Source organism: Synechococcus sp. MW101C3 (assembly GCF_002252635.1).
Taxonomy (GTDB): domain Bacteria; phylum Cyanobacteriota; class Cyanobacteriia; order PCC-6307; family Cyanobiaceae; genus MW101C3.
The window spans coordinates 22,120-44,080 of record NZ_NQKX01000011.1; the positions used below are offsets into that span (position 1 = coordinate 22,120).

Annotated in this window: 24 protein-coding genes; 14 read left to right on the forward strand and 10 right to left on the reverse strand. The window is 69.7% G+C overall.

The features are described from left to right. Nucleotides 1-48: 48 nt before the first annotated feature. Together CJZ80_RS13800 and CJZ80_RS13805 are read right to left on the reverse strand one after the other, a co-directional pair. The gene (locus tag CJZ80_RS13800; RefSeq protein ID WP_094514610.1) at nucleotides 49-1,044 is read right to left on the reverse strand and encodes a photosynthesis system II assembly factor Ycf48; all 996 of its coding nucleotides are present in this window, start codon (nucleotides 1,042-1,044) and stop codon (nucleotides 49-51) included. Nucleotides 1,045-1,049: 5 nt separating this feature from the next. Next, the gene (locus CJZ80_RS13805) at nucleotides 1,050-1,496 is read right to left on the reverse strand and encodes a rubredoxin (RefSeq protein WP_094514468.1); all 447 of its coding nucleotides are present in this window, start codon (nucleotides 1,494-1,496) and stop codon (nucleotides 1,050-1,052) included. 123 nt (nucleotides 1,497-1,619) lie between these two features. Between CJZ80_RS13805 and CJZ80_RS13810 the strand changes: the two genes are divergently transcribed. From CJZ80_RS13810 to CJZ80_RS13820, 3 genes are read left to right on the forward strand one after another with little or no spacing between them, the layout of a single operon-like run. After that, complete coding sequence (locus tag CJZ80_RS13810) at nucleotides 1,620-1,982, forward strand: NAD(P)H-quinone oxidoreductase subunit 3 (protein ID WP_094514471.1); 363 nt, start codon at nucleotides 1,620-1,622, stop codon at nucleotides 1,980-1,982. Nucleotides 1,983-1,995: 13 nt separating this feature from the next. Further along, a complete protein-coding gene (gene nuoB / locus CJZ80_RS13815) occupies nucleotides 1,996-2,769 on the forward strand; it encodes an NADH-quinone oxidoreductase subunit NuoB (RefSeq protein WP_094514473.1) in 774 nt (257 codons plus the stop codon). Further along, a complete protein-coding gene (locus tag CJZ80_RS13820) occupies nucleotides 2,762-3,337 on the forward strand; it encodes an NAD(P)H-quinone oxidoreductase subunit J (protein ID WP_094514475.1) in 576 nt (191 codons plus the stop codon). Before nuoB ends, CJZ80_RS13820 begins: the two co-directional genes overlap by 8 nt. Before the next feature lie 17 nt (nucleotides 3,338-3,354). Here CJZ80_RS13820 and yvcK read toward each other — a convergent pair whose 3' ends face one another. Further along, nucleotides 3,355-4,725 carry a gluconeogenesis factor YvcK family protein gene (gene yvcK, locus CJZ80_RS13825; RefSeq protein ID WP_094514478.1) on the reverse strand — a complete coding sequence of 457 codons (1,371 nt, stop codon included), beginning with the start codon at nucleotides 4,723-4,725 and terminating at the stop codon, nucleotides 3,355-3,357. Between the two features lie 263 nt (nucleotides 4,726-4,988). Here yvcK and CJZ80_RS13830 point away from each other — a divergent pair, with 263 nt between their 5' ends. Further along, nucleotides 4,989-5,732 carry an ABC transporter ATP-binding protein gene (locus tag CJZ80_RS13830; protein WP_233133129.1) on the forward strand — a complete coding sequence of 248 codons (744 nt, stop codon included), beginning with the start codon at nucleotides 4,989-4,991 and terminating at the stop codon, nucleotides 5,730-5,732. A gap of 6 nt (nucleotides 5,733-5,738) precedes the next feature. After that, nucleotides 5,739-6,800, forward strand: a complete 1,062-nt coding sequence (locus CJZ80_RS13835) for an MlaD family protein (RefSeq protein WP_094514485.1) — start codon at nucleotides 5,739-5,741, stop codon at nucleotides 6,798-6,800. 48 nt (nucleotides 6,801-6,848) lie between these two features. Here CJZ80_RS13835 and bchD read toward each other — a convergent pair whose 3' ends face one another. Further along, a complete protein-coding gene (gene bchD / locus CJZ80_RS13840) occupies nucleotides 6,849-8,963 on the reverse strand; it encodes a magnesium chelatase ATPase subunit D (protein WP_094514489.1) in 2,115 nt (704 codons plus the stop codon). A 178-nt stretch (nucleotides 8,964-9,141) separates the two neighbouring features. On the opposite strand from bchD, the gene CJZ80_RS15485 reads away from it, so the two are divergent. The 4 genes from CJZ80_RS15485 to CJZ80_RS13860 are packed head-to-tail and all read left to right on the forward strand — an operon-like array spanning nucleotide 9,142 to nucleotide 12,336. Further along, nucleotides 9,142-9,582, forward strand: coding sequence for a hypothetical protein (locus tag CJZ80_RS15485; protein ID WP_198948321.1), 441 nt, complete (start codon nucleotides 9,142-9,144; stop codon nucleotides 9,580-9,582). Nucleotides 9,583-9,590: 8 nt separating this feature from the next. Next, nucleotides 9,591-10,277, forward strand: coding sequence for a 2-amino-4-hydroxy-6-hydroxymethyldihydropteridine diphosphokinase (folK, locus tag CJZ80_RS13850; protein ID WP_094514492.1), 687 nt, complete (start codon nucleotides 9,591-9,593; stop codon nucleotides 10,275-10,277). Then, nucleotides 10,255-10,815, forward strand: a complete 561-nt coding sequence (locus CJZ80_RS13855; RefSeq protein ID WP_094514496.1) for an NUDIX domain-containing protein — start codon at nucleotides 10,255-10,257, stop codon at nucleotides 10,813-10,815. The genes folK and CJZ80_RS13855 overlap by 23 nt, the downstream gene beginning before the upstream one ends. 21 nt (nucleotides 10,816-10,836) lie before the next feature. Next, entirely contained in the window at nucleotides 10,837-12,336 is a 1,500-nt protein-coding gene (locus CJZ80_RS13860; RefSeq protein ID WP_094514499.1) for an FAD-binding domain-containing protein, read from the forward strand. Nucleotides 12,337-12,385: 49 nt separating this feature from the next. Here CJZ80_RS13860 and CJZ80_RS13865 read toward each other — a convergent pair whose 3' ends face one another. Both CJZ80_RS13865 and CJZ80_RS13870 read right to left on the reverse strand, forming a co-directional pair. Beyond that, nucleotides 12,386-13,630 carry a DegT/DnrJ/EryC1/StrS aminotransferase family protein gene (locus tag CJZ80_RS13865; RefSeq protein WP_094514503.1) on the reverse strand — a complete coding sequence of 415 codons (1,245 nt, stop codon included), beginning with the start codon at nucleotides 13,628-13,630 and terminating at the stop codon, nucleotides 12,386-12,388. A gap of 19 nt (nucleotides 13,631-13,649) precedes the next feature. After that, nucleotides 13,650-14,495, reverse strand: a complete 846-nt coding sequence (locus tag CJZ80_RS13870; RefSeq protein WP_369803101.1) for a thioredoxin family protein — start codon at nucleotides 14,493-14,495, stop codon at nucleotides 13,650-13,652. Between CJZ80_RS13870 and CJZ80_RS13875 the strand changes: the two genes are divergently transcribed. Next, on the forward strand, nucleotides 14,458-14,985 hold the full coding sequence (locus tag CJZ80_RS13875) for a hypothetical protein (protein WP_233133121.1): 528 nt from the start codon (nucleotides 14,458-14,460) through the stop codon (nucleotides 14,983-14,985). The two genes, CJZ80_RS13870 and CJZ80_RS13875, sit on opposite strands and share 38 nt — an antisense overlap. Before the next feature lie 98 nt (nucleotides 14,986-15,083). On the opposite strand, the gene CJZ80_RS15965 is transcribed toward CJZ80_RS13875, so the two are convergent. After that, on the reverse strand, nucleotides 15,084-16,541 hold the full coding sequence (locus CJZ80_RS15965; RefSeq protein WP_198948322.1) for an FAD-binding domain-containing protein: 1,458 nt from the start codon (nucleotides 16,539-16,541) through the stop codon (nucleotides 15,084-15,086). Between the two features lie 68 nt (nucleotides 16,542-16,609). Between CJZ80_RS15965 and fabI the strand changes: the two genes are divergently transcribed. Then, nucleotides 16,610-17,392, forward strand: a complete 783-nt coding sequence (gene fabI, locus CJZ80_RS13890) for an enoyl-ACP reductase FabI (RefSeq protein WP_094514516.1) — start codon at nucleotides 16,610-16,612, stop codon at nucleotides 17,390-17,392. 13 nt (nucleotides 17,393-17,405) lie between these two features. Here fabI and CJZ80_RS13895 read toward each other — a convergent pair whose 3' ends face one another. After that, a complete protein-coding gene (locus CJZ80_RS13895) occupies nucleotides 17,406-18,026 on the reverse strand; it encodes a carbonic anhydrase (protein ID WP_094514519.1) in 621 nt (206 codons plus the stop codon). An 85-nt stretch (nucleotides 18,027-18,111) separates the two neighbouring features. Between CJZ80_RS13895 and hisB the strand changes: the two genes are divergently transcribed. Genes hisB through CJZ80_RS13910 form a run of 3 tightly spaced genes read left to right on the forward strand, consistent with a single transcriptional unit; the run spans nucleotide 18,112 to nucleotide 20,983 of the window. Beyond that, on the forward strand, nucleotides 18,112-18,756 hold the full coding sequence (gene hisB, locus CJZ80_RS13900) for an imidazoleglycerol-phosphate dehydratase HisB (protein WP_094514522.1): 645 nt from the start codon (nucleotides 18,112-18,114) through the stop codon (nucleotides 18,754-18,756). A gap of 47 nt (nucleotides 18,757-18,803) precedes the next feature. Continuing rightward, nucleotides 18,804-20,426 carry a carotenoid oxygenase family protein gene (locus CJZ80_RS13905; RefSeq protein ID WP_094514525.1) on the forward strand — a complete coding sequence of 541 codons (1,623 nt, stop codon included), beginning with the start codon at nucleotides 18,804-18,806 and terminating at the stop codon, nucleotides 20,424-20,426. After that, complete coding sequence (locus CJZ80_RS13910) at nucleotides 20,423-20,983, forward strand: DUF1499 domain-containing protein (protein ID WP_094514528.1); 561 nt, start codon at nucleotides 20,423-20,425, stop codon at nucleotides 20,981-20,983. The genes CJZ80_RS13905 and CJZ80_RS13910 overlap by 4 nt, the downstream gene beginning before the upstream one ends. Here CJZ80_RS13910 and CJZ80_RS13915 read toward each other — a convergent pair. Beyond that, entirely contained in the window at nucleotides 20,961-21,125 is a 165-nt protein-coding gene (locus CJZ80_RS13915; protein WP_094514532.1) for a Nif11-like leader peptide family natural product precursor, read from the reverse strand. The genes CJZ80_RS13910 and CJZ80_RS13915 overlap by 23 nt on opposite strands. A 59-nt stretch (nucleotides 21,126-21,184) precedes the next feature. Beyond that, nucleotides 21,185-21,811: a hypothetical protein gene (locus tag CJZ80_RS13920; RefSeq protein WP_094514535.1), complete on the reverse strand. Its 627-nt coding sequence runs from the start codon at nucleotides 21,809-21,811 to the stop codon at nucleotides 21,185-21,187. Nucleotides 21,812-21,961: the final 150 nt, after the last annotated feature.

Genomic DNA, 21,961 nt, shown 5'->3' on the forward strand with positions numbered 1-21,961 from the left:
GGCGGAGCGGCGGTTGGTTACACAGGGATGCAGTTGGGCCGGCTGGCCCTAGCCCACCCAGCGCAGCAGGTTGCCCCGTTCGCCCAGCACGAAGCCCTTGCCGTCGCTGGTGAAGCTGATCCGGGTGAAGTTCGTGGGCTGGACGGCGCCCACCGGATCGCGCTCCCAGTGGCTGCCGCCGTCGTGGCTTACCAGCAGGGTGCCGCTGCCGCCGCCTGTCCACACGTCACCATTCGGCCCCCAGGCCATGTCGAGGTAGCCGAAGCCGTTGGTGATCGGGATCACCGGCTTGCTCCAGGCCTCCGGATCGGTGGCATCGTCGTTGAAGCGCAGCTGGGCGCCCCGGGTGACCATCCAGAGGTGGCCGTCGGGTTGGAAGCCCATGCTCTGAAGGCGCTGGCTGCTCACCCGCTGGTGGGGCTGCCAGACCGCCTGGCCCGGCTCCCAGGTGGCGAAGAAGTTGCCGAGGCTGGACACGCTCACGTAGCGGCCGTCGGAGGAGCGGCGCAGGTCGCGCACGGCGCCGGCCGCATCGCTCACTTCCGCCTGCCAGGTGACGCCCGCATCGCCGGTGCTGTAGATCGCCCCCACGGTGGTGGCCAGCTCCGCACTGCCCCGACCGGTGGCGGTGACGGTATAGGGATCGCCAGGCAGCTTGGTGTCGAGCAGCAGGCGTTCCCAGCTCCTGCCGGCATCAGCGGTATGCAACAGCAGGCCCGGTTGACCCACGATCCAGCCCTCGGCTCCGCTGAAGTCGATGCTGATCAGACGGAAGTTCTCCCCATCGGGCAGATCAAGGGAGCGCTCCTCCCAGCTGGCCCCGCCGTTGTCGGTTTCGAGGATCAGCCGGTTGCTGCCCACCAGGAAGCCGTGCTTGGCATCGGTGAAGGCCACATCGAGAGGGTTGGCGCTGGTGGACAGCGCCACGGGCTGCCAGGGGCTGGTGGCGGCCACGGGCAGGCCGGTGGTGACGCAGCCGCCGAGGCCGAAGCTGAGGCCGAGCGTGATCAGCACGGCCAGCAGGGGAGAGAACAGGCGCTTCACGGGGGTCAACGCAGGGAATAGAGGGACAGGAAGAAGGCGAAGGCCAGGGCGAAGCCGCCGAAGATGAGCACGTTTTTCTGGCCGGGGGTGAGGGTGTTCACCCCGAAGCCGTAGCTGAGGTTCTCCTCGAAGCCGCTCGGCTTGTTGCGGGGGCCGATGTCCTTGAAGGCCCCCACCCGGCTGCGGCAGACCGGACAGCGGAAGCCCACCGGATCAAGGCTGCTGAAGGGCGTGCCGGCGGGAATCGCCAGCTTGCGCACCCCCTCGCCCGGGTCGTAGACGAAGCCGCAGCTGCGGCACTCGAACCGGTGGGTGTCGGGATCGGTGCCGGCGCTCTCGGGCGCCGCCTCGCCCACCGGCTGGTCGCCGGCTGGCGGCGCGTCCTGCGCAGCGGCTGGTCCAACGTCCTGATCTGGTCCAACGTCCTGATCAGTGTCCTGGCCATTGACCATGGCGTTGGGCCCCGCTGCCGTGAAAAGAAACTCTATCCAGGCCCTTGTCGCGGCAGCACCTTTGGCGGCAGCGACCGTTTGACGGGCGCGGATGCCAGACTCTGCGCCGGGTTCAGCCTCGCGATGTTCGTCTTACCTGGCTACGACGCCTTCCTGGGCTTTCTGCTGATCTCAGCAGCGGTTCCGGTCCTGGCCCTGGTCACCAACAAACTGGTGTCGCCGAAATCGCGTGACGGCGAACGCCGACTCACCTATGAATCCGGCATGGAGCCGATCGGCGGTGCCTGGATTCAGTTCAACATCCGTTATTACATGTTCGCGTTGGTCTTCGTGATCTTCGACGTGGAAACGGTGTTTCTGTACCCCTGGGCCGTGGCGTTCAGCCGGCTCGGCCTGCTCGCCTTCATCGAGGCCCTGATCTTCATCACCATCCTGGTGGTTGCCCTCGCCTACGCCTGGCGCAAGGGCGCCCTCGAGTGGAGCTGACGCCCTTTCCACCATGACCCTCACTCCCACCTCCGCCTCCAGCACCCCTTCGATCGACGCCCTGCGCGATCTGCGGGCGTCCAGTTGCAACCCGGTCGGTGCTCCGCAGATCACCTCGGATCTTTCCGAGAACGTGATCCTCACCAGCCTCGACGACCTGCACAACTGGGCACGGCTCAGCAGCCTCTGGCCCCTGCTCTACGGCACGGCCTGCTGCTTCATCGAGTTCGCGGCACTGCTCGGCTCCCGCTTCGACTTCGACCGCTTCGGTCTGGTGCCCCGCTCCAGCCCCCGCCAGGCTGATCTGCTGATCACGGCCGGCACCGTGACCATGAAGATGGCCCCGGCCCTGGTGCGGCTCTATGAGCAGATGCCCGAGCCCAAGTACGTGATCGCCATGGGCGCCTGCACGATCACCGGCGGCATGTTCAGCGCCGACTCCACCACGGCAGTGCGCGGCGTCGACAAGCTGATTCCGGTGGACCTCTACATCCCCGGCTGCCCGCCCCGGCCCGAGGCGATCTTCGATGCCGTGATCAAGCTGCGCAAGAAGGTGGGCAACGAAGCTCTGGCCGAGCGGGGCAACAACCTCCCCACCCACCGCTACCTCACCATCGGCCACGCCATGAAAGCGGTGGCGCCGATCGTCACCGGGGCCTATCTCAAGGCCGAAACCCAGGTGGCCGCTCTCGCCGATCCCACCGCTCTCCCCCTCGACACCTCCACTCCATCGGAGGTTGTTGCGGCCGAACCGATCCCCACAGCCAGCGCCTCCAGCGATGCCTGATCCCACCCCCGCCCCCGAGGGCGCCCCATCCGGCGCCAGCGACTCCGCCACCACCCTCGCCGCACCGGTGATCGGCCCGGTGAGCCAGTGGCTCAGCCAGCAGGGCTTCGACCACCAGCCGCTGGAGTCTGATCACTGCGGCATTGAAATGCTGGCCGTGGAGCCCCTGTTCCTGCCGGCGGTGGCCGCGGCGCTCAAGGCCTATGGCTTCGATTACCTCCAGTGCCAGGGCGGCTATGACGAAGGTCCGGGCGCCCGGCTGGTGAGCTTCTATCACCTGGTGAAACTCGGCGCTGGCGCCGATCCCTGCCCCGCCCCTGACAGCAAGCCGCAGGAAGTGCGGGTCAAGGTGTTCCTCGCCCGCGACGGCGACCTCACCATTCCCAGCCTCTACCGCCTCTTCCGCGGTGCCGACTGGCAGGAGCGCGAAACCTACGACATGTACGGCATCGTGTTCGAAGGCCATCCCCATCCCAAGCGGCTGCTGATGCCCGAAGACTGGAAGGGCTTCCCGCTGCGCAAGGACTACGTGCAGCCGGACTTCTACGAGATGCAGGACGCTTACTGAATCCGGCAGGCCCGCTCTCAGACTGTTTCCAGCACCGGTCGGCCGCCTTTGTGCCGGCGGTAGAAGCGCATCACCGCCAGGGCGAGGCTGCGTGGGTCATGGCGCAGGGTGCCGGTGGGACGGGCCCCCTGCAGCGCCGTGACCATCACCTCGTAACCCTTGGCGCGCAGGCTGCGCACATCACACTGCACGGGCTCGGCGCCGCGGGCGCGGTAGTGATCCACTAGGGCTACATCGTGGATCGGTTCCTGAGCCAGCACGGCGGTGAACAGGCGCCGGGTCACCCCCAGGCTGGCCAGCTGGGCCTCGATCGCCCGCACGTGGCCCTCCACATCCAGCCGGTCGGTTTCGCCGGGCTGGGTCATCAGGTTGCAGATGTAGAGGCGTGGCGCCTTGCTGCGGCTGATCGCCTGCACCAGCTCCGGCACCAGCAGATTCGGCAGCAGCGAGGTGTAGAGGCTGCCGGGCCCAAGCACGATCAGCTCAGCGTTGGCGATCGCCTCCAGGGCGCGCGGCAGCGCAGGTGGCCGCTCGGGGGTGCAGCCCAGCCGCACGATCGGGCTGGGGGAATGGCCGATGCGGGATTCTCCCTCGATGCGGTCGCCGTTCTCGAGCTCCGCCCAGAGGCGCACATCGGCGTTGGTGGCCGGCACCACCTGGCCCTGCACCGCCAGCACGCGGCTGCTGGCGGTGATCGCCGATTCGAGGCTGCCGGTGATGGCCGTGAGCGCAGTGAGGAAGAGGTTGCCGAAGCTGTGCCCCTCCAGCCCACTGCCCGATCGGAAGCGGTACTGGAACAGACGGGTCAGCAGCGGTTCCTCGCGGGCCAGGGCCGCCAGGCAGTTGCGGATGTCGCCGGGGGGTTGCACGCCGAACTCACGGCGCAGCACCCCGCTGCTGCCGCCGTCATCGGCCACCGTGACGATCGCGGTGATGTTGCTGCTGTAGCGCTTCAGGCCGCTCAGCAGGGTGGCCAGGCCCGTGCCACCGCCGATCGCCACCACGTTGGGGCCGCGGTTCAGCCGGCGCTGGGCCAGCAGTGCCTCCACCAGCAAGGTGTCTTTTTCAGGGGCGAGCGCCTGCTGGATCGAGCCGAAGCTGCGGCTCTGGCCCCACACCACCAAGGCGGCGCCACCCAGCAGCACGAGCGGGCCGGTCACGCCGCGCGGCAGCACCCGCGTCATGTTCGAGAGCACCCAGTTGAGCGACTCCAGTGACCAGTAGATCGGCTTGAGATCGGCCAGGATCGCGGCTCCCAGCAGGGCCAGCAGCAGGCCCAGGCCGGAGGTGAGCATCCAGCGCTTCACCACCAGCCCCGGCTGCAGCCAGCGCACCGCCCGCCGCGAGCGGCTCATCAGGTCTTTCTGGCGCAGATCCCCGCGACCCATCCAGCCAGGGCGCCGGGCTGACCGTGTGCTGAGGCGTCGTGGCGGGAGAGGGCGCTGGGAAGTCAAGCCGAAGGGGCGTTACGCCACAGCACGGAGCTGTAGGAACTGTAAGGATGAAAGGTGTCGGCGAACCAGAACCCAGCGAGGCTCCTCCTCACGCCTGCAGGCCCTCACCACCGTCGTCCGTGTCGTCAACCCTTTCGTCCACCACCACTGGCCTTCTGCCGTCGGCTGTGCCGGTGGTGGAACTTCACGACATTTCCATGCGCTGGGGTTCGCGCACCGTGCTGGAGGGCATCCACCTCACCCTGCTGGAGGGGGAACGGCTGGCGGTGGTGGGGCCTTCAGGCACCGGCAAATCCACCGTGCTGCGCATTCTGGCGGGCCTGTTGTTGCCCACCAGCGGAACCTTCCGCCTGCATGGCGTTCCACAGCGATACCTGCGCCTGGATCAGCGCCGCCCCGCTGATGTGCGCCTGGTCTTCCAGAACCCTGCCTTGCTGGCCTCGCTCACGGTGGCGGAGAACGTGGGCTTTCTGCTCTACCGCCACAGCAAATTGCCGGAGCCAGAAATCCGTCAGCGGGTGCAGCGGGCACTGGAGGCGGTGGGCCTCTACGGCATCGAAGACCAGCTGCCCGGTGAACTCAGCGGCGGCATGCAGAAACGAGTGAGCTTTGCGCGCGCCCTGATCGATGATCCCAGCAAGGCCTCCGGCCAGCATCCCTTGCTCCTGTTTGATGAGCCCACCGCGGGGCTGGATCCGGTGGCCTGCACCCGCATCGAGGATTTGATCGTGAAGGCGAATCAGGTGGCGGCCGGTTGTTCGGTGGTGGTGAGCCACGTGATGAGCACGATCGTGCGCTCGGCCCAGCGCGTGGCCATGCTCTACGACGGGCAGATCCAATGGTGCGGATCCACCGAAGACTTCGGCCGCACCGACAATCCTTATGTCGTGCAGTTCCGTACCGGTAGCCTGAACGGCCCGATGCAGCCGGCGGAGCTTTGACACCCTATGCGTCGTAGCGTCCGCGAGGCCTTGGTGGGTTTCACCCTGCTGGGAGCTGTGATCGGTGGGCTCAGCCTTTGGTTCTGGCTGCGGGGTGTTTCGCTGGGCCGCAGCAATTGGACGCTGACGGTGCGTTTCGCCGATGCCGCCGGCCTGGCCGACCGCTCCGCGGTTGTGTTCCGTGGGGTGCAGGTGGGCAATGTGCGGCGGATCTCGCCCACCTCATCGGCCGTGGTAGCCGAACTGGAGATCACTGATCCAAGTCTGCAGCTGGCGCGGCCGGTGGTGGCCCAGGTGCAGTCGGCCTCGCTGCTGGGCGGTGACGCCCAGGTGGCGTTGATCAGCTCCGGGCCGCCGCTGCCCGCATCGGCTCCGCGGCCAGGCGACAAGGTCTGCAATAACACCCGCATGGTCTGCAACGGCTCCTCGCTCGAAGGGGTCAGCTCCGCCAGCTTGAGCAGCGTCACCGAGTTGATGCAGAGCCTGCTGCTCGAGGCCGAAAAGCAGAACCTGGTGCCCGAGATCGCCAGCACTACCAAGAGCTTTGATGCCACCTCCAAGGAGGCGACCCGCTTCCTCAAAGAATCCCAGAAGATCGCCGTTCAATTGGACGTGCTGATCCGCCAGCTCAACGTGGTGGCCGGAAAGGCCGACCCCATGCTTGCGTCGCTCACCACGGCCAGCGCCGATGCCGCGGCCGCCAGCCGCCACGTGCGCAACCTCACGGCCGCCCTCGACAACCCCCGCACTCTGGCCGAGCTCAAGGCCACGGTGAGCAACGCCGAGAGGCTCACAGCACGGATCGATGCGGTGGGCGGCGATGTGAGCAAGCTCACCGGTGACCCCCGCTTCATGGATGGGGTACGCAGTCTGGCCATCGGCCTGGGCCAGTTGTTCGATGAGCTTTATCCCGCCCAGACGGGCCTGGCCAAAGACAAAGCAGCCAAGGACAAGCCAGAGAAGGTCAGCACGGAGAAGCCAGGCAGCGGCTCGATCGGTGGTGGCAGGCAGGGCGCCGCGGGTGGCACCCGGCTACCGGCAGAGGCTCCCCGCCGGCTCGATCCCTGAGCCGTTGGCCTTCAGCCGTTGCTGGCGAGCAGCGGCGCCGCCCCGCACTCAGGGGGCGTTCAGTGCCTCCAGGGCGATGGCCGCAATCGCCTGGTCGCTGGCCTTGGGCAGTTGCACGTAGCGGCCGCCGGCCGCCTCCGCCAGCTCCTTGCCCATGCCGCTGCCGATGAACTTGCGCTCGGTGTCGATCACCAGCAGCTTGATGCCGAGGGCGCGGTAGCGGGACGCCACCCCCTTCACCTCCTCGCGCAGGTCCACCGGCTCCTCCCCTTCCAGTTGGGGCTGGCCCAGGGAGCGGCTCAGCGGTACGTTGCCGCGGCCGTCGGTGATCGCCACCACCACCACCTGGCCCAGATCGCCCTTGGACAGTGCATTGGCGCCCACCCGCGCCGCCTGGGACAGGCCATGGGCGAGCGGTGAGCCGCCGCCGCAGGGCATCTGCTCCAGCCGACGGCGTGCGGCGGTGATGGAGCGGGTGGGCGGCAGCAGCACCTCCGCCTGCTCGCCACGGAATGGGATCAGAGCCACTTCGTCGCGGTTTTCGTAGGCCTCGGTGAGCAGCCGGATCACGGCGCCCTTGGCGCTCTGCATGCGGTTGAGCGCCATCGAGCCGCTGGCGTCCACCAGAAAAATCACCAGGGCGCCCGCCTTGCGCTGCAGTTGCTTGGCGCGCAGGTCGCCGTCTTCGACGATCACGCGGCGGTGCGGTTCCCGCTCACGGCGGCTCTTCTGATGCGGTGCCGCCGCCCGCAGGGTGGCATCCACGGCAATACGTCGCACGGGCCCGCGCGGCAGCATCGGCTTCACGTAGCGGCCGCGCGACTCGCTCTGCACCAGGGAGCGCTTGCCGCTGCCGCCCCCACGGGAGCGGGCGGCGGCGAACAGCAGCAGGTCGGGGTCGATGGCGGTGGCCTCCGGATCGAGCAGGAATTCCTCCGGAATCGATGGCGGCGCCTGGTCGTCGGGGCTGTCGTCGTCGTCTTCGGGCGGGTCTTCTTCCGGGGCGTCGTCGTCGCTGGCCTCGGGGGGTTCGGGCGGTTCCGGCTCCTGGGGCTGCTGCTCCGCCTGGGGCGGCGGCGGCGGCTCCAGCGGCTGGTCGGGATCGGGCGGCGGCAGCTGCAGGGCCCGCGGGGCGATCACCAGACGCACCGCCACCTGCAGGTCGTCGGCCTCCACCCGGTCGCGGCCGCTCAGCGCCGCATGGGCCCGGGCAACCCGCACCGCGTACAACTCGGCCCGGTGCCCCTCCACACCGCCACGGATCGCCTCGGTGACCAGATAGCGGACCTGCTCGCGCTCGATCACCACATCCTTCAACCACTGGCGGGCCAGCAGCAGCTGGGTGGCCAGGGCGTCGGTCTCCTCCTGCCAGCGGGAGCGGAACGCCTCGCTGGATTCGCCGTGGTCGAGGGCTGAGCGGGTGATCGTCACCCGTTCCTCCGTGCTCACCAGCTGATTGGCCGACAGGGCGATGGCGAAGCGGTCGAGCAGGTGATCGCTCACCGCCCCCTCCTCGGGGTTGTAGGTGGCGATCAGCAGGGTGCGGCAGGGGTGCACAAGGCTCAACCCCTCGCGCTCGATCCGGTTGATGCCGGATCCCACCGCCGCCAGCAGCAGGTTGGTGATGCCGTCATCGAGCAGGTTCAGTTCGTCGATGTAAAGCACGCCGCGGTGGGCCTCCGCCAGCAGCCCCGGCTGGAACACCGGCGTGCCACTGCTCAGGGAGGCGGCCACGTCCACCGCCCCCAGCAGCCGGTCTTCGGTGACGCCGAGGGGGACCTGCACGAAGGGGGCGGGAATCACCCGGGTGGGAAGCAGGGTGGTGGGATCGGCGCCGCTGGGATCGCCCCCGCGCGCTGTAATGCGCTGATGAATAGCGGTATCCCAGTCGTCGGGCCGCTGGGGATCCACGTTGCGGCTGCTCACCCCCTCGCCCAGATCGAGCACGTCGATCGGCGGCAGGAGCGCATGCAGCCCGCGGGCCAGCACCGACTTGCCGGTGCCGCGGCCCCCGGCGATCACCACCCCACCGAGCCCCGGGTCCACCGCCGCCAGCAGCAGGGCCAGCTTCAAGGTGCCATGCCCGGTGATCGCGGCGAGCGGAAAGGCGCGTGCGGCGGCGCCGGCGGCGGCCGGAGTGGCAGCGGACCCGCTGACGACCATGGGGCAGAGGCTGGAGAAGGGGGTTCAGTCTCGCTGACGGTGCTGCGCCACCCATGGCGGCGGCTGGGGGTGCTGGGGCGAACAGCCTTGTGGCCGGCAGAACCTACACTTTTGCAACGAGGCCGGGCGGTGTTTCCGCACGCCTGGCATTTCTTTCTGCTATCGCTGCGGCCCCGTCATGGTGTTGTTTTCCCGGGTCGATCGTCCTGGCCGCACCAGTGAATCCAAGGCGTCACGCCGGAACGCCGCCGAAGCTGGCGCCGCTGCGGCGCGCGGCTTCGGTGGTGGCACCGGCGCTGGTGCCACCACCAAGGCTTCCCGCAGCAGCAACAAGCGGCGCAAGGGGCTCAGCCGCGCCGACTGGGGCCCGCTCGGCAAGCACCCGGATGTGGACGCGATCGTGGCCCGCCAGCGTCTGCATCTGCCCCTGTCCGGCCGCCTCAGCGTGGAGGAGGTGAACCGGGCCTGGAAGCTGGCTGCAGCCGAGCACCACCCCGATCGCGGCGGCGCCCACGACACCATGCAGCTGGTGAACGGCGCCCGGGATCTGCTGCTCGGCCGCGACGGCGACACCCCGCTGGAGCGGCCGGAGGAGCGCCGCCGCTCGGACTTCTACTGATCCCCCGCGTGCCGTGCGGCCCGTTCGAGCGCACGCTCGCGATCGCGCTCGGGGCCAATCTCGACGACCCCGGCGCCACCCTGGCGGCGGTGCGACCCCTGCTGGCCGCCGAACTGGTGGCCTGGGCCGGTACCTCCCCGCTGGGGGCGCCGGAGGCCGGGCTGCAACTGCACTGGTCGCCGCTCTTTCGCACTGCGCCGGTGGGGGGACCGCCTGGTCAGCCGCCCTATCTCAATGCTGTGCTGCTGGTTCACCACAGCCCTCTGCCCGCCACAGCGCCCGCCGCTCACGCGACCTGGCCCGCTGCCGAGGAGCTGTTGCGGCGGTTGCAGCGTTTGGAAGCCGCCTTCGGCCGTGAGCGCTCGGTGCACTGGGGGCCGCGCACCCTCGACCTCGACCTGCTCTGGTGCGGCCGCCAGGTCTGCTGCACCGCCACACTCACCTTGCCCCACCCGCGCCTGCGCGAGCGGGCCTTCGTGCTGGCCCCGCTGGCGGCCCTCGATCCGCTGCTGATCCCGCCTGGCGGGGCGGTCACGGCGGCGGAGCTGCTGGCTGCTGCCCTGCTCTGTGGCGCCGAGCCCCCGCCGCTGGCGCTGGCGGGGGTACCGGGCTGGCCCGACACCGCGCCCGTGGCGGCAGACGGTCACACTGGAAGCCCGAAGCGCGCCGTGCATGGCCCCCTTGCCGCCCCCTGAGCCCTCCACTCGTCTGGCCACGGTGGGGGCTCTCGATGCCCGCAAGATCCGCTTTGAGCTCAACCGCGTGGTGCTGCCCAAAGGCGTGGAAGGCACCTACGGGATCATCCGCCACCCTGGCGCGTCCCTGGCGGTGCCCGTGCTTGACGACGGCCGGGTGGTGATCCTGCGCCAGTACCGCTTCGCGGTGGAACGGCGCATCCTTGAATTCCCCGCCGGCACTCTGGAAGATGGCGAGGACCCGTTGGCTTCGATGCAGCGGGAACTGGCGGAGGAAGCGGGCTACAGCGCCAGCCGCTGGGATTCGCTGGGCCTGATGTTGCCCTGCCCCGGCTATTCCGATGAGGTGATCCACCTGTTCCTGGCCCGCGCCCTCACGCTCCTGCAGCAGCAGCCCGCTGGCGATGACGATGAAGACATGGAGGTGCTGCTGATGGAGCCGCAGGCCCTCGATGCGGCCCTGGCCAGCGGCGATGAGGCCCTGGATGGCAAGAGCGTGACCGCCTGGTTCCGCGCCCGTCAGCTGCTGGGTTGCTGAAGCGGTGCAGGAACGGTTGCGATGACCCCGCCCCGCTGGCTGTTCTGGCACCGCCGTGACCTGCGGCTGGCCGACAATCTCGGCCTGGCGGCAGCCGCTCGCGCCACGCCCGCCGTGACCGGCGTGTTCGTGCTTGATCCGGCCCTGCTGGAGGCGAGCGACCTGGCCCCGGCGCGGCTGTGGTTTCTGCTGGAAAGCCTGCGGGAGCTGGAGCAGCGCTGGCGTGAGGCCGGCAGCCAGCTGCTGCTGCTTCGGGGGGATCCAGCCGAGCTGCTGCCCCAGCTGGCGCTAGCGATCGGCGCGGAGGTGGTCGCCTGGAACCGCGATGTGGAACCCTTCGGCCGCGAGCGCGACCGCCGCGTCGCCGCCGCGCTGCAGCAGGACGGGCTGAAGGTGCTGGCGGGCTGGGATCAGCTGCTGGTTCCCCCCGACAGCCTCTTCACCGGCGGTGGCGCTCCCTATCGGGTGTATGGGCCGTTCTTCCGTGCCTGGCGGCGCCGGCTGGAGCCGGCCGGGCCGGCGGCCGCCGGTGCTGGCGGGCTGGAGCTGGCGCCGGTAGCGGCTCCCAGCGGCCTGCTGGCTCTTGATCCCACCGCCCTGCCCGGCCGCGGCCAGGCCCTCTGGGCGCGCCTGCCGCTCCTGGACGCCGTGCCTACGACCGGCGACAGCGCCGCTTCCCTTGGCCATGCCGGCTTCGCCGGCGCCGATCTCTGCCCCTGCCGCCCGGGAGAAGCCGCTGCCGCCGATCAGCTGGCCCTTTTCGCCGATGGCGCCCTGCTGCGGTACGAACCCGGCCGCAACCTGCCAGGCGAAGCGGGCACCTCCTGCCTGAGTGCGGCCCTCAAGTTCGGCACGCTCAGTCCGCGGCAGGCCTGGGCGGCGGCCCAGCAGCAGCGGCCCCGCGCCCGCAGCGACGAGGACCTGCAGGCGATCACGGTGTGGGAGCAGGAACTGGCCTGGCGCGAGTTCTACCAACAGGCCCTGTTTCACTTTCCCGAGCTGGCTGACGGGCCCTATCGCCCCCAGTGGCGCCGCTTTCCCTGGGAGAACGACACGGGCCGTTTCGAGGCCTGGTGCGCGGGCCTCACCGGCGTGCCGATCGTGGATGCGGCGATGCGGCAGCTGAACACCAGCGGCTGGATGCACAACCGCTGCCGCATGATCGTGGCCTCCTTTCTGGTGAAGGATCTGATCTGCGACTGGCGCTGGGGCGAACGCCAGTTCATGCGCCTGCTGGTGGATGGGGATCTGGCTGCCAACAACGGGGGCTGGCAGTGGAGCGCCAGCAGCGGCATGGATCCCAAACCCCTGCGCATCTTCAATCCCTACACCCAGGCGGCCCGCTTCGATCCCGAGGCTCAGTACATCCGCCGTTGGCTGCCGGAACTGGCGCACGTGGCCACTGCCGATCTGATCAGCGGGGCGATCGCGCCCCTGGAACGGCGGGGTTACCCCGCACCGATCGTGGACCACAAGCAGCAGCAGGCGCGCTTCAAGGGGCTCTACGCAGGGCTAGCCTGAGCCGGCCGAGACTGGCGTCGGTGGGGAGGATCTGGCCGGCGGCCGTGGCTCAGACCCGCACCTGGGCGCGGGACTCGGCAGGGGCAGAGGCGGGCGCTGCAGCCGCTGAGCTGCTTGCGAGCTGGCGCAAGGCAGTGATCACAGCTTGTTGTTGCTCGGAAGTGAGTTCGGGGAAGATCGGCAGGCTGAGCACCTGGGAGGTGAGCCGCTCGGTGGCCGGCAGGCTGCCGGGGCCATAGCCCAGCTGGGCGTAGGCCGGCTGGCGGTGAATCGGAATCGGGTAGTAGATGATCGTGTTGACGCCGGCGGCGGCCAGCTCCTGCTTGAGCCAGTCGCGGCAGCAGCTTTCGGGCAGGCCGTAAGTGGCGCTGGTGCTGGAGGGGGCGCAGCTGCCGCCGCAGGTGTTCGCGCCCGCTGGGCAGAACGGGACGCGCACCACGAACTGGTTCCAGCTGTGGCCGTCGGGACCCGCCTCGGGCAGGGCGATTCCAGCAAGGCCCGCCAGCTCACGCTGGTAGGTGGCGGCGAGCTGGCGGCGTCGCTCGATCCAGCGCTCCAGATGGGGGAGCTTCACGGCCAGCACCGTGGCCTGGAGAGCATCGAGGCGGCTGTTGTAGCCCAGCGACGTGTGCAGATAGCGCTCCGGCATGCCATGCACGGCCAGCTCGCGGATGCGCTGGGCCAGCTCTGGGTCGCTGCAGAGCACAGCGCCGCCATCGCCGGCACCGCCGAGGTTCTTGGTGGGGAAGAAGCTGAAGCAGCCCGCATCCCCCCAGCTGCCCACCGGCTGCCCCGCCCAGCTGGCGCCGGTGGCCTGGGCGCAGTCTTCGATCACCTTCAGGCCATGCACCGAGGCGATCGCGGTGATCCGCTCCATGTCGACTGGACGGCCGAACAGGTGCACCGGCATCAGGGCGCGGGTGGCGGGCGTGATCGCCGCCTCGATCCGATCGAGATCGATCAGATAGGAGCTTTCCTCCACATCCACGAACACCGGCGTGGCCCCCACGCTGCTGATCGCTTCGGCCGTGGCGAAGAAGCTGAACGAACTGGTGATGACCTCATCACCCGGACCGATCCCCAGGCCTCTCAGGGCCAGCACCAAGGCGTCGGTGCCGCTGTTGCAGCCGATGGCATGGGGGCTGGCGCAGACAGCGGCGAACTGTTGCTCGAAGGCCGCAATCCGGGCCCCCCCGATGTACTGGCCGCTGCGCAACACCTGCAGAACGGCGTCTTCGAGGCCTTCACCAAGCTGATGAAGTTGCTCGGTGAGATCGAAGGGGGGCACCTGCATGCGGGCAACCTTAATCCCCTCAGCCTTCGGTTCCAGGGGGCGCTTGGCCAGGGTGCCACTTGATGTTGCAGCCGATGGCGGGCCGCTGATCGGGGTCCGGGGCCTGGCCGCTGAGCACCGCATCGAGCGCCTCTCGCAGGGCGCTGCCATCTGCGGCCTGGCCCGTTCCGGGGCGGCTGGCATCGAGCTGGCCGCGGTAGGCAAGCCGGTGGTCTGCACCGTAGAGATAGAGGTCTGGAGTGCAGGCGGCGTGGAAGGCCCGGGCCACGTTCTGGTCGCTGTCCAGCAGGTAGGGGAAGCGCCAGCCGTGCCGCCGGCGTTGGTCGTTCAGCCCCTCAGGGCCATCCCCGGGGTGGGTGCGGACGCTGTTGCTGGCGATCGCCAGGATCACCACCCGGTCGTGGTAGTCGTGCTCAAGCCGCGTGAGCTCCGGTTCGATGTGCTTCACGAACGGGCAGTGGGCGCAGAGGAACAGCACCAGCAGCGGCTGGGGCGGCAGGGCGGTGCTGTCATGGAGGCGGCCATCGAGATCGGCGAGCCGAAACGGGGGCAGGGCCGTGCCCAGCGGCAGCATGGTGGAGGGGGTGAGGGCCATGGCGCCAGGCTCCGCGGCGGGACTTCCGCTGTGATTGTGGCGTCCGCGCCGGCGCCGCCACTGGGGCAGGATCGGCGCCCCCCGGTTCGCCTGCGAGAGCCCCTTGAAGTCTTCCTGGCGTTTGTCTTCATGGCGCCGCCTTGTGGCGTTGCCGGCGCGGCTGCGAACGGCGCGCTGGTCGCCAAGGCGGCCCTTGCTGCGGCCGTCGGCGCTGGTGGTGGTGACGCTGCTGGTGACGTCTTCCCTGCTGGCGAGTTGTGTTCCCGCCACCAACAGGGCCAGCTGGCGAATCTTCCCCCTGCAGCGCCGTCAGCCCCACGACGGCCTGGCGGTGGTCAACCAGCCCGACGGTTTCGGTGTGCACCTGTGGCTCGAAACCGACACCCGCCAGCGGGGGGTCTGCCGGCCGCGCTGGTTGCCGGATCCGCCCCGTCTGTTCAACGGCAACGGCAGTGCGCCGTTCAGCTCTGGCCTGGCGACCCGCCAGGAGTTTTTTGAGGTGGTGGCCCGCGGCGATGTGCGCCGGGCGCTGCAGCGCGAACTGGAGGCGCTCTGCCAGGCGCGCGCCCCGCGCAGCCGCTGGGAGTGGACCGATCCGCCCCGCCGTGCGGATCAGGTGAAGCAGGAGAGCTTCCCGATGCTGCAGGAGGAGGATCTGTTGCCCGATCCCAACGAGGTGCGGGCCCGTGAGGAGGCGCTGGAGCAGGGAGCTGGAGCTGAGGCCCCGGCACCGTCTGCAGCACCGGAGGCTGCGCCCTAGTCCCTGTCTCCCGGCGCGCTCAGCCCTTTCCCTCGTCGGCCTTGAAGCGGGACAGGGCCAGACCCCCGCCGACCAGGCCTGCAGTGGTGCAGGCGTGCTCAAGCGGCGGTGAGGCGTGGCCCCTCGAAACCGGCCCAGACCGCCCGCTCGGCCCGCTTCCAATAGCGGCTGAAGCGCTGCAGATCCACGGGGCCCTCCAGCTGCACGAACGGCTCGGGCTCCAGCACCACCAGCGGCAGGGCGGCGCCGATCGTCGCGGAAAGGTCTGCAAAGCGGGGATCCACCGCCCGGCTGGTCACCACCCCGTCGGCGCCATGGCGAGCGGCGAAAGCGAGCAACTCCTCCGCCACAGCTCCGGCCCGTAGCACCACCGGCAGATCCAGCAGGCATTCGTAGAGGAAGCCGAGCCGCTTGAGGCTGATCGCCGGGCCCTGGCCGGCGCTTCCCTCGATCAGGGCCCGGTCGAACACGAACAGGGCCGGTCGACCGGGATGGGCGCGCCAGGCGGGGTTGGCCTGCCCCAACGCCTCGCCGTGGATCCAGAGCACCGGCCGCTGCAAAAGGCCGGTTGGAGCGACGGTGGCCTGCTCGGGTGGGCCAGCGGCTGACCTGCCGGCGGTAGGGGCTGGCGGCAGGGTCTGGTCCTGCAGCGGCGGTTCCGGCAGGCTGAGCGGCGCCTCGCTGCGGAACAGCCGCTCGCCCAGCCGTTCGTAGCTGGCCTCGAACGGGCAGCCACCCGGCCGGCCGGCGCCGCCGGCTGGCGCCTTCGGGCAGGCGCGGCAGAAGCGGCCGCCGCTGAAGCGCTCCAGGTTGGCGCGGTTGAACAGGTAGGGCTTGGCACTGAAGGTTCCGGCCACCCATTGCCAGCTGAGGTTGTTGCTGGCCGGATCGCCGTCGAGCAGGTGGCGCAGGAACCAGCGGGCGCCGGTCTGCCAGCGCACCCGCCGCCAGTGCACCAGGTAGGCCGCCAGCCACATCCGGGCATGGTTGTGCAGCCAGCCCTCGTGCACCAGCTGGTGGCGAAAGGCATCGATGCAGGCCAGACCGGTGCTGCCGCCGGCGATGTCGTCGGGCAGGTCTGCGCGGTAGGCCGTGGGCGGCAGGCCGCTGGCGCCCTGCTCGCGGTCGTCCCAGATGCCCTCGCCCAGCTGCTGCCAGACGCGCTGCCAGTAGTCACGCCAGCCGAGCTCGTTGATCAGCTTCTCCCCGGCGCTGCGGCCCAGCCCCCGGGCGGCCAGGGCCGCGAACACCGCCTGCCGCATCTCCGCCAGGGTGAGCACCCCGTGGCGGATGTAGGGGGAGAGGCGGGTCACGGCGCCATCGAGATGGTTGCGGCTGGTGGCGTAGGCCACCGGGTCGAGCGCAGCCAGCGCCGCCAGCGCCGCTGCCCGGCCACCGCGCATCGGGCTCAGCGGTGGGGCGTCTTCGGCATCCGGGGCGGCCGGTTGCTGGCCGAAACGGGCCTGCAGCTCGACGGCCAGCTCGTGCCGATCGGCGAAGGTGCGGGGCAGATCGCCGGCGGCAGGCGGCCAGGCGAGGGGGACAGCGGGCTCCATGGCACCGATCGTGGCGCGGGCAGGGCGCCAGCGCTGCGGGAGAATCGCTGCCAGCTCGCTCCCCGGACATGCTTCTCGATCTGCGCGGCAAGAAGGCCCTGGTCACCGGCATCGCCAACAACCGCTCGATCGCCTGGGGCATCGCTCAGCAGCTGGCCGCGGCGGGCTGCGAGCTGGCGGTCACCTACCTGCCCGACGACAAGGGCCGCTTCGAGGGCAAGGTGCGTGAGCTCACGGCCCCGCTGGCCCCCAGCCTGGTGCTGCCGCTCAACGTGCAGATCCCCGCGCAGATCGAGGCCGCCTTCGCCGCGATCCAGGAGCAGTGGGGCAGCCTCGATGTGCTGATCCACTGCCTGGCCTTCGCCGGCAAGGAGGAGCTGGTGGGCGACTACAGCGCCATCACCCCCGAAGGGTTCGGCCGGGCGCTGGAGGTGAGCGCCTATTCGCTGGCGCCGCTCTGCCGCTATGCCAAGCCCCTGTTCAATCCTGGCGCCAGCGTGATCACGCTCAGCTACCTGGGCGCCGAGCGGGCGATTCCCAACTACAACGTGATGGGGGTGGCCAAGGCGGCCCTTGAGGCCTCGGTGCGCTACCTGGCCGCCGAACTGGGCCCCGACAACCAGGTGCGGGTGAACGCCATCAGCGCCGGCCCGATCCGCACCCTGGCCAGCTCCGCCATCGGCGGCATCCTCGACATGATCCACAACGTGGAGGAGAAGGCCCCGCTGCGGCGCACCGTTACCCAGGACGAAGTGGGCGCCACCGCCGCCTTTCTGGCCAGCCCGCTGGCCTCGGGCATCACCGGCCAGGTGATCTATGTGGACGGCGGCTACTGCATCACGGGGATGTGAGCGCCCTCCCGCCTCACGGTGCACCCATCAGCTCGTCCGAGCGCATCGGCATCACCGATCCCATCCAGTCGATCGTGGTGGTGTGCAGGTTGTAGAAGGCGGCTTCCACCTGCAGGCGGCCGCTGCGCATCAGATCGGTGAGCAGCACGCTGGAGTCGACCAGGTTGCGCGCCGCGTTGAGGGTGTGGTGGCGGGCGGCCTGATCCAGGTCGTCATGGCCGCCGAGGTGGAGCAGCTCCATGCGCAGCTGCCCCACCACCTGGGCCAGGCTCGGGGTGAGGATCAGCGCCGGGTTGAAGGCCGCTTCCATGGCGCCACAGCGCTCATGGCCCAGCACCACGATCACGGGCACGCCTAGGTGGGCCACGGCGTACTCCAGCGAGGCGATCGCCGCGGTGGTGGAGAGGGTGCCGGCGTTGCGCACCACGAACAGGTCGCCGAAGCCCGTGTCGAACAGCAGCTCCACCGGCACCCGGGAATCGGCGCAGCCCAGCACCGCCGCAGCCGGATGCTGGCCCGATTCCACTTCGAGCATGCGCTCGCGGCTGCTGTGGGGATGGAGCGATTCACCGTCAAGGAAGCGCCGGTGGCCCTCTCGCAGTTCGGCGAGCACCGTCAGGGGACAGTTTTTCACGCAGGGGCCGGATCGGTGCTGGCGATTGTGGACCGAGTCAGGCCTTCGGGTTCGGCATGATTGGTACTTTCCCGCCCCACAGCCCGTGTCCCTCCATCCGGACCTCGATCCCGGCAGTCCGGGAGGCCGTAGCGGCCGTGTCCACCGGGTCACCGGGGAAACCGATGTGCGGGTGCGCCTGGATCTCGATGGCAGCGGCGCCTGCCAGGTGAGCACCGGGGTGCCGTTCCTGGATCACATGCTGCATCAGCTGGCCAGCCATGGCCTGCTCGACCTGGAGATCAGCGCCCACGGCGACACCCACATCGACGACCACCACACCAACGAGGACGTGGGCATCGCCGTGGGCCAGGCCCTGGCGCAGGCCCTGGGCTCCCGCCGCGGCATCCATCGCTTCGGCCATTTCGTGGCGCCGCTCGATGAAGCGCTGGTGCAGGTGGCGCTTGATTGCTCCGGTCGCCCCCACCTCAGCTACGGGCTCACGATTCCGGCCCAGCGGATCGGCACCTACGACACCGAGCTGGTGCGGGAGTTCTTCGTGGCGGTGGTGAACAACTCGGGCCTCACCCTGCACATCCGCCAGCTCGATGGCCTGAACTCCCATCACATCGTGGAGGCCTGCTTCAAGGCGTTTGCCCGGGCGCTGCGGCTGGCGGTGGAGATCGACCCGCGCCGGGCCGGTGCCGTACCCAGCAGCAAGGGGGTGCTGGAGCAGGCAGGCGCCGCTTAACACTCCTTTACGTGATGATGGGAGGAACGCCGTCCGCTCGCCCGTTCATGACCCTGGCCGCCAGCCGCCCCGACCATCCGGACGCACCGGAGTCCGCCGCGAGCCCCACCACCTACGCCCGTGCCGACTGGGCCAGTGCGTTCCGCAACGTGGGCAGCGAACTCACGGCGGCGCCGCTCACCGCCAGCAAGGGCTCCATCCCCAGTGAGCTCAGCGGCACCCTCTACCGCAACGGGCCGGGTCGGCTGGAGCGCGGCGGCCAGTGGGTGCACCACCCCTTTGATGGCGACGGCATGATCACCGCCGTGCGCTTCGACGGTGGCGGCGCCAGTCTCACCAACCGTTTCGTGCGCACCGAGGGCTGGCTGGCGGAGGAGGAGAAGGGCAGCTTCGTGTACCGCGGCGTGTTCGGTACCCAGAAGCCCGGCGGTCCCCTCGCCAATGCCTTCGATCTGCGGCTCAAGAACATCGCCAACACCCACGTGGTGCGGTTGGGCGACCGCCTGTTGGCGCTCTGGGAGGCGAGCCTGCCCCACGGCCTCGATCCCGACACGCTGGAGACCACCGGCCTCGAGCGGCTGGATGGCGTGCTTGCCGCCGGGGAGGCCTTCAGCGCCCACCCCCGCTTCGATCCCGGTCACCGGGGCGGCCCGCGCATGGTCACCTTCGGCGTGAAGGCGGGGCCCCGCAGCACGATCCGGCTGATGGAGTTCGACGCCTCCACCAGCCAGGCCAGCAACGGCGAGGCCATCACCAGCCAGGACCCAAGCAGCCACGGCACCAGCGGCGATCACAGCAGCGGTCACCAGGGCAGCGTCACGCGCGGCAGTGGCCGCCTGCTGGCCGATCAGACCCGCAGCTTCATGGGGTTCGCCTTTCTGCACGATTTCGCGATCACCCCCAACTGGGCCGTGTTCCTGCAGAACGCCATGGCCTTCAACCCGCTGGGCTTCGTGTTCGGCCTGAAGGGGGCCGCCCAGTGCCTGGCCTCCAAGCCCGGCGAGCAGGGTCAGTTCTGGCTGATTCCCCGCTCCGGAGAAGGCGAGCCCCTGCAGGTGCAGGCGCCGGCTGGCTTCGTGTTCCACCACCTCAACGCCTTCGAAGACCCCGGCGCCGGCGCCGCCGGCCAGGTGGTGGTGGATTCGATCTACTACGACGACTTCCCCACGATCGGCCCGGACACCGACTTCCGTGCTGTCGACTTCAGCACCCTGCCGGTGGGCCAGCTGCACCGCTGCCGCATCGATCTGGCCACCGGCACGGTGAGCAGCGAGCGGCTGGAGGAGCGCTGCTGCGAATTCGCGATGGTGAACCCCGCCCGCGTGGGGCTGGATGCCCGCTACGCCTGGATGGCGGTCACCCACCGGGAGCGGGGCAACGACCCGCTGCAGGCAATCGAGAAGCTTGACCTCCACTCCGGCGAACGCTGGGTGTGGAGTGCGGCGCCGCGCGGCTTCGTCAGCGAGCCGCTGATGGTGCCCCGGCCGGCCGTTGGCGCCGGGTCCGCTCCGGCGGAAGACGACGGCTGGATCCTCTGCGTGGTCTGGAACGGTGCCCGCTCGGCCAGTGACCTGGTGATCCTGCGGGCCGACGACCTCACCGAGCAGGCGGTGATTCCCCTGCCCCTGGCCATCCCCCACGGGCTGCATGGCAGCTGGAGTGCGGCATGAACGCGCACCCGCACGCCACTGGCCCCGCCTCCAGCGCCGCTTCTGGCCTGGCGCCGCAGCTCTTTTTGCGTCTGGGACGGGTGCTGGTGACGGCCGGTCTGTGGCTGTTGGCCGTCGCAGCTCCGCTCGCCCTTCAGCCGGCGGCCGCTGCTGCTGCGCTGTTCCACCTGGTGGGGCCGGTGCCGGTGGAGCTCGGCCTGCACGACGGGCGCCTTTCCACCTGCACGGCGCCAAGCCATTGCGTTCGCCAGGACTGGCCCCTCGCCGATCCGCTGGACGGTCTGCGCCAGCTGCTGCCGGTGCTGAAGGCCACGCCGGGGATCAGGGTGGAGCGCTTCGAGGAGGAGCCGGAGGCGGCCTATCTCCACGCCACCGCGGAAAGCCGCCTGTTCGGCTTCATCGACGACCTCGAACTGGCGGCCGATGCCCGCAGTGGCGTGCTGCAGGTGCGCTCGGCCTCACGCCTCGGGGATTCAGACCTGGGGGTGAACCGAGCTCGGCTGGAGAGCCTGAAGCAGGCCCTCGATGCCGGGATCAGCCCCGCTGCTGCCGGCTGAGGGTGGCGGCGGAGAACACATGACCAAGCTCGGCGGCAATCAGCACCACCGCAGCGGGATCGGCGGCCCCGTCCACCCTGGCCTTGAGCGCGGGATCGCCTTCCACCTGCAGCAGGAACGCGTTCAGTTGGGCTTTGGACATGGTCGTTGACGGCGGAGGCCTGACTCCGTCCTACTCGGGGGCGCTGAGCGCCCCGGGCCTCAAACGTTGCCGAAGGCCACCTGGCAGGCGGCATTAAGCAGTTCCGCCTCCGCGGCGGACTGGGGCTGGCGGCCATCCAGCAGGCCGGCGTTGCAGTCGGCCGTGAGCTGGTAGGTGCCGCCGTCGGCGGTAACGGCGAAACTCACCACCGAGCTGCTGGTTGGCACCACCGAAGCGAAGATCAGCTGGTAGCTGCTGTTCGGCACCAGGATGTAGGTCTGGTTGGCGCTGATGGCTGAATTGACGGCGTTGTTGATGATTGAAGCAGTGGCGAGGGTGGCGATGCCCCAGGTGGCGGCGCGGGCGCCCCACCAGCCCCATGTTGGGGTGCTCCAACCGCCATACCAGCCGTAGTTCCACGGCCGCGCCACGCCCCAGCCTGGCCGCGCCCAGCCGGCATTGACGTTCACGTTGTTGATGTTGACGCGCCGATCCCAGTTGACGTTGGCGGTGCGATTCACGTTGACGTTTCTGTTGATATCGCGATTCACCTCCCGATTCACGTTCCAGTTGTTGTCCAGATTGCGATTCACACTACGGTTGGTGTCGCGGTTCAGGTTGCGGTTGCCGGCCACGGTGTTGCCGCTGGGCCGGTTGAGCGAGGGGTTTAGGCCGGGTTGACGCACTTGGTTGCTCCAGCCGCCGCTGGGCCTGGAGGATCCACGGCTGAGACCGCTACTGGCGTTGCCAAAGCCTGTGTTGCCCCTGCTGCCGCCCTGGGATCCAAGGCTGGCCCGTGAGGCACCACCCCCACCACCTCCACCACCACGGGAGCC

Coding starts and splice junctions, on each gene's coding strand:
- CJZ80_RS13805 (WP_094514468.1), bottom strand. CDS start 1,496: ATGGTCAATGGCCAGGACACTGATCAGGACGTTGGACCAGATCAGGAC.
- CJZ80_RS13810 (WP_094514471.1), top strand. CDS start 1,620: ATGTTCGTCTTACCTGGCTACGACGCCTTCCTGGGCTTTCTGCTGATC.
- nuoB (WP_094514473.1), top strand. CDS start 1,996: ATGACCCTCACTCCCACCTCCGCCTCCAGCACCCCTTCGATCGACGCC.
- CJZ80_RS13820 (WP_094514475.1), top strand. CDS start 2,762: ATGCCTGATCCCACCCCCGCCCCCGAGGGCGCCCCATCCGGCGCCAGC.
- yvcK (WP_094514478.1), bottom strand. CDS start 4,725: ATGGGTCGCGGGGATCTGCGCCAGAAAGACCTGATGAGCCGCTCGCGG.
- CJZ80_RS13830 (WP_233133129.1), top strand. CDS start 4,989: ATGCGCTGGGGTTCGCGCACCGTGCTGGAGGGCATCCACCTCACCCTG.
- CJZ80_RS13835 (WP_094514485.1), top strand. CDS start 5,739: ATGCGTCGTAGCGTCCGCGAGGCCTTGGTGGGTTTCACCCTGCTGGGA.
- bchD (WP_094514489.1), bottom strand. CDS start 8,963: ATGGTCGTCAGCGGGTCCGCTGCCACTCCGGCCGCCGCCGGCGCCGCC.
- CJZ80_RS15485 (WP_198948321.1), top strand. CDS start 9,142: ATGGTGTTGTTTTCCCGGGTCGATCGTCCTGGCCGCACCAGTGAATCC.
- CJZ80_RS13855 (WP_094514496.1), top strand. CDS start 10,255: ATGGCCCCCTTGCCGCCCCCTGAGCCCTCCACTCGTCTGGCCACGGTG.
- CJZ80_RS13860 (WP_094514499.1), top strand. CDS start 10,837: ATGACCCCGCCCCGCTGGCTGTTCTGGCACCGCCGTGACCTGCGGCTG.
- CJZ80_RS13865 (WP_094514503.1), bottom strand. CDS start 13,630: ATGCAGGTGCCCCCCTTCGATCTCACCGAGCAACTTCATCAGCTTGGT.
- CJZ80_RS15965 (WP_198948322.1), bottom strand. CDS start 16,541: ATGGAGCCCGCTGTCCCCCTCGCCTGGCCGCCTGCCGCCGGCGATCTG.
- fabI (WP_094514516.1), top strand. CDS start 16,610: ATGCTTCTCGATCTGCGCGGCAAGAAGGCCCTGGTCACCGGCATCGCC.
- CJZ80_RS13905 (WP_094514525.1), top strand. CDS start 18,804: ATGACCCTGGCCGCCAGCCGCCCCGACCATCCGGACGCACCGGAGTCC.
- CJZ80_RS13910 (WP_094514528.1), top strand. CDS start 20,423: ATGAACGCGCACCCGCACGCCACTGGCCCCGCCTCCAGCGCCGCTTCT.
- CJZ80_RS13915 (WP_094514532.1), bottom strand. CDS start 21,125: ATGTCCAAAGCCCAACTGAACGCGTTCCTGCTGCAGGTGGAAGGCGAT.